General features: G+C 63.0%; 7 protein-coding genes. All 7 read left to right on the top strand.

Annotated elements, in window-relative coordinates; all coding sequences use genetic code 11:
- Window positions 1–239 precede the first annotated feature (239 nt).
- Window positions 240–740, top strand: coding sequence for a DUF736 domain-containing protein (locus CHU93_RS00540; RefSeq protein WP_094472274.1), 501 nt, complete (start codon window positions 240–242; stop codon window positions 738–740).
- Window positions 741–924: 184 nt separating this feature from the next.
- Window positions 925–1,440: a hypothetical protein gene (locus CHU93_RS00535; RefSeq protein WP_094472273.1), complete on the top strand. Its 516-nt coding sequence runs from the start codon at window positions 925–927 to the stop codon at window positions 1,438–1,440.
- On the top strand, window positions 1,434–1,805 hold the full coding sequence (locus tag CHU93_RS00530) for a hypothetical protein (RefSeq protein ID WP_094472272.1): 372 nt from the start codon (window positions 1,434–1,436) through the stop codon (window positions 1,803–1,805). The genes CHU93_RS00535 and CHU93_RS00530 overlap by 7 nt, the downstream gene beginning before the upstream one ends.
- Before the next feature lie 76 nt (window positions 1,806–1,881).
- Window positions 1,882–2,184: a type II toxin-antitoxin system Phd/YefM family antitoxin gene (locus CHU93_RS00525; protein WP_066530421.1), complete on the top strand. Its 303-nt coding sequence runs from the start codon at window positions 1,882–1,884 to the stop codon at window positions 2,182–2,184.
- Window positions 2,165–2,569, top strand: coding sequence for a hypothetical protein (locus CHU93_RS00520; RefSeq protein WP_067490418.1), 405 nt, complete (start codon window positions 2,165–2,167; stop codon window positions 2,567–2,569). Before CHU93_RS00525 ends, CHU93_RS00520 begins: the two co-directional genes overlap by 20 nt.
- Window positions 2,570–3,232: 663 nt before the next feature.
- Complete coding sequence (locus tag CHU93_RS18295) at window positions 3,233–3,376, top strand: single-stranded DNA-binding protein (protein WP_480935830.1); 144 nt, start codon at window positions 3,233–3,235, stop codon at window positions 3,374–3,376.
- Window positions 3,377–3,514: 138 nt separating this feature from the next.
- On the top strand, window positions 3,515–3,704 hold a 190-nt coding region (locus tag CHU93_RS17645), incomplete at its 3' end, for a hypothetical protein (protein ID WP_207759163.1).

Below are 3,704 nucleotides of genomic sequence, written 5' to 3'. Positions count from 1 at the left end.
TTGACGCTCGTGCAAGCGATTTAATAGGTCCTGAGCCTAGGTACAGACCGCGCATTGCTCGAAGCAGGGCCGATTGATCTCCAGAACCATGCATCTAGGCTCCTCAGCCCTCTGGGCTGGATAGAATTACGCGCGCCTGCGGTGGCTGGCGCACGGGCCGGGCCACGGGCCCGGAGGAGAGGGGGGATGGGAGAAGGTGTTCCGGACAAGGGGTTCGGACAGCATCAGGAGAATGTGACATGAACATCGGCACCCTCAAGGCCAACGCAGAAGGCGTTCACATCGGCCGCATCACCACCCTGACCTTCAGTGCGACCGTCGCTCTGCGGGCCTTCGAATCCACCAACGAGCGGGCACCCAAGTTCGACCTCATGGCGCTCTCGGCGGACCGCCGCAGCTGGGTCAAGATCGGTGCGCTGTGGGAATACTCGTCGAACGAGACCGGCGAATGCTTCCTCTCGGGCCAGATCGACGATCCCAGCCTCTCGGCGCCGATCCCGGTCGCCATGTTCCAGCAGAACGACGGCAGCTACAACGTCGCCTGGCGGCGTTCGAAGCCCAAGGCCTCGCTCGACGGCTTCGGCAGCGAGAGCGAAGGCGCCCTGCCGCCGCTGACTGCCACCGGCGACGAACCGGCCAGCGACCGCGGCGTTGACAGCGCCGCTGCCACCGGCGACGGTCTGGGCGAGAGCACTGCTCCGGCACCCAAGGGCAAGACGCGCGCGAGCGTCGACGCCTGACCGGCACAAGCCCCCCGTGACCGGTGCCGCGACCCGCGCCGGTCACATCGGGAAGGCCCGTCCGCACATTTGTCGCGGGCGGGCCTTTTCTTTTGCCCGGTGCTTGCAACCCGAGCCGACCTTCAGCGGAAACTCTGCCTGCGAGAGAGAAGGGGGAGGTGCCGTTCAAGCAAAGGAGGCTTGAATGGCACACACGAACTGGACTCTCGATCTTGGCGGGGCTCCGTGGAACGAAGACTGCGCGCAGATCGGCCACACCCCGAACTTCGACCTTGTGAATACGGCGGAAGCCACGCTCTACAGGGCTGCACTGATCGCGGTTGCCGGGCCTCCGCCCGCCGGAATCAATCTGCGGGTGAAGGCTAACGCCCATGATTTCGGGACCTACCGGACGGTCGAGGCGAGCATCGACAATCACCAGAATGACGGCAGCCATGCCTGCTATCTCGAGACCCTCGAGACCGGCATCGCCTTCTGGCATCAGGCCGGGTTTGCACCGCCTGAATTCGGCAAGCTGACGGCGAGCGATCAGCTTGCGGGTTTCGTCGTGGATGCTGTCGCAAGCGCGCTGCGGATCACACGGCCGAGTAGCACCGGCGCATTCTTCCCGGCGTCCTCCGGGCCGCTCCACCGGAACCTCACCGCAGCCTTTCCAGAAGCGGCGCAGCGCGCCTTTTCTGAAGGGGGCCTGCCATGCTGACTGATAGCGAGCGCTTCGCCTTTAGCGCGTGGCGGATCCATGCGTTCGCCTCGACGGGCAATGCCTACGACGCCGTACAGACCGACGAGACTATCGCTGCTGGCGATACTCTGCTCATTCTCGACGAAGGGGTTGTCGGTGTCGCGATGACCTGGCCCTTTGCTATCACCGCAGAGCCGGGCAAGCTTCACACGGTCTGTGAACCTGGCGCTGGCGAAACCCTTGGGCACATTGAAAAGGCGCTCGATGTTCCAGACGGGTCAATCGCTCGAGCTTGCCGCCTGGCAAGGACTCTGGGCTTTGCGATTGATGCGGGCCTCGCCGCATTGTTGCCGGATCTGCTGGCGACAGAGGTGGACGGCTAGCGCGGCAATCGTCGTCACAGAAATCTTGCTATTTTGGCAATAATTGCTATTTTGGGTGCCACGAGGAGATACCACCATGCCAGCGACGGCCAATGAGCACCCCAGGGTTCCCCTGACCCGGTTTCACAACAACACCGGCGAGTTCCTCGACCTTGCGACCAAGCAGCCGGTCGTCCTGACCAGCCATGGCCGCGAGCGGCATGTGATCGCAGATAGCGAGTATTTCCGCCATCTCGAACAGGCGGCGCGCGGTACGATCGCAGATCACATGAATATCGAAGCTGTCGCTTCGTCCGACATGACCGAAGCCGACCGCCAAGCTTTCGCCAATGCACGGCCCTCGGACAGCGAACTCGCCAATGACCGCTGGGAAGACTGACCGCCCCGCCGCAGGCCATATCCTCCGATACGTCTATCTCTTCCAGGAAGAGCAGCGCCAAGGCCGCGATGAGGGCGTCAAGGAACGCTTTGTCGTCGTCGTGGGTGTGGAAGGGTCACGCTATCTGGTCGCCGCGATCACCACCAAGGGCGAGGGGCGCAAGAATGCCATCCAGATCCCCGATGAGATTGCGCGCACAGCTGGCCTTGCTCCCGGTAGCGCCATCGTCATTTCGGAATTCAACCGCTTCACCTGGCCCGGATTCGACATCAGACCCCTGATGAAGCAGCCTGGGTACATTGCCGGACGACTCCCACCGCGGTTCACGGCAAAGATCATCGATGCCATAGCAGCCTGGAGATCAGCTCCCGTCGATCGGGATTGATTGGCGCAACGTGCAGACAGGCAGCCCCCTTGGGGCCTTGTCCGATCATGCATGAGGGCTGCGTCAGTGACGCCAACCTCGTGGACCGGCACCCCAGATAGCCAGGGTCAGGAGTTCCGGACGGCTGCCGCAATGGGACTATTCGTTCACCGAAATCGGCGAGGACGGACGATCAGTCCTGCGATCAACGCCAGCATCAGCAAGCCGAGACGCGGCGAGGTTGATATTCAGGCACGCAATCAGCCCCTGTGCCACCCGCACGTCCGCCGCCCAGTGCCCCTGCCTCTCTGGTCGAGCTTAGGGCCAACCTGCAGAAATGCGAGCCGTGTTGCCCGGCAAGCCGGGCTGCCCGCACCACCTCGATTTCCGAGGTTTCCCGCGCGCGAAGGCGCGCGGTGTCCCAGCTCTCCCGCCGAGGCTCGATAAGGGCACCGGCGGACGAGCCGTCGGCACCAAGGAGGCTCTTGCAATGAACATCGTCAACCTCGTCGGCCGTCTCGCCAAGGATCCCGTCGCCCGCGACCGCAGCGATACCCGCATCACCGAACTCATCCTCGTGACCGAGAACGTCCCGTCATTCGCGACGGGAAGGTCCAGAAGGACCCCGAAACCGGCTACCCGGTCAAGGATGCCGAATTCCACAAGGTCACCGTCTTCAATGGCATGGGACTCCCGCTGCGCCAGCACAAGGCCAAGGGTGACCAGCTCGCCGTGACGGGCCGCATCCACTACTCGCGCTGGCAGGACGCCGAAGGCAATGAGCGCTACGGCTGCGAGATCATCGCCGAGAACGTCGAGTTCCTGTGACCAGCAGGGGCGGCACCGCGGTGCCGCCCCTCGCTTCGCTTCACAGGCGAAGATCACCGGCCTGATCGGCCAAAAAATTCCATCCTGACCGACCACGACAAACCCCATAGTAAGACTGCAACCAGGAGGAACCGCCACATGTCGATTACCTTCCCTCGGAAGTTCGCCATTGGGGGAGTGCCGGTCACGAATATCAAGGAAGGGTTGAAATCTCTTTCCAGAACGAATGATCCCGGCTCCTTTGTCGGCCTTCGTTCGGTCTTTCCGACCCTCATCCACGGATCGCATGGATCGTGTCCCACGGCGTGGTGTAGCTTATTGGAGCTCC

This window comes from Sandarakinorhabdus cyanobacteriorum, assembly GCF_002251755.1.
GTDB lineage: Bacteria > Pseudomonadota > Alphaproteobacteria > Sphingomonadales > Sphingomonadaceae > Sandarakinorhabdus > Sandarakinorhabdus cyanobacteriorum.
The sequence above is the reverse complement of the archived record's forward strand: the minus strand, read 5'-3'. Positions and strand labels throughout refer to the sequence as shown.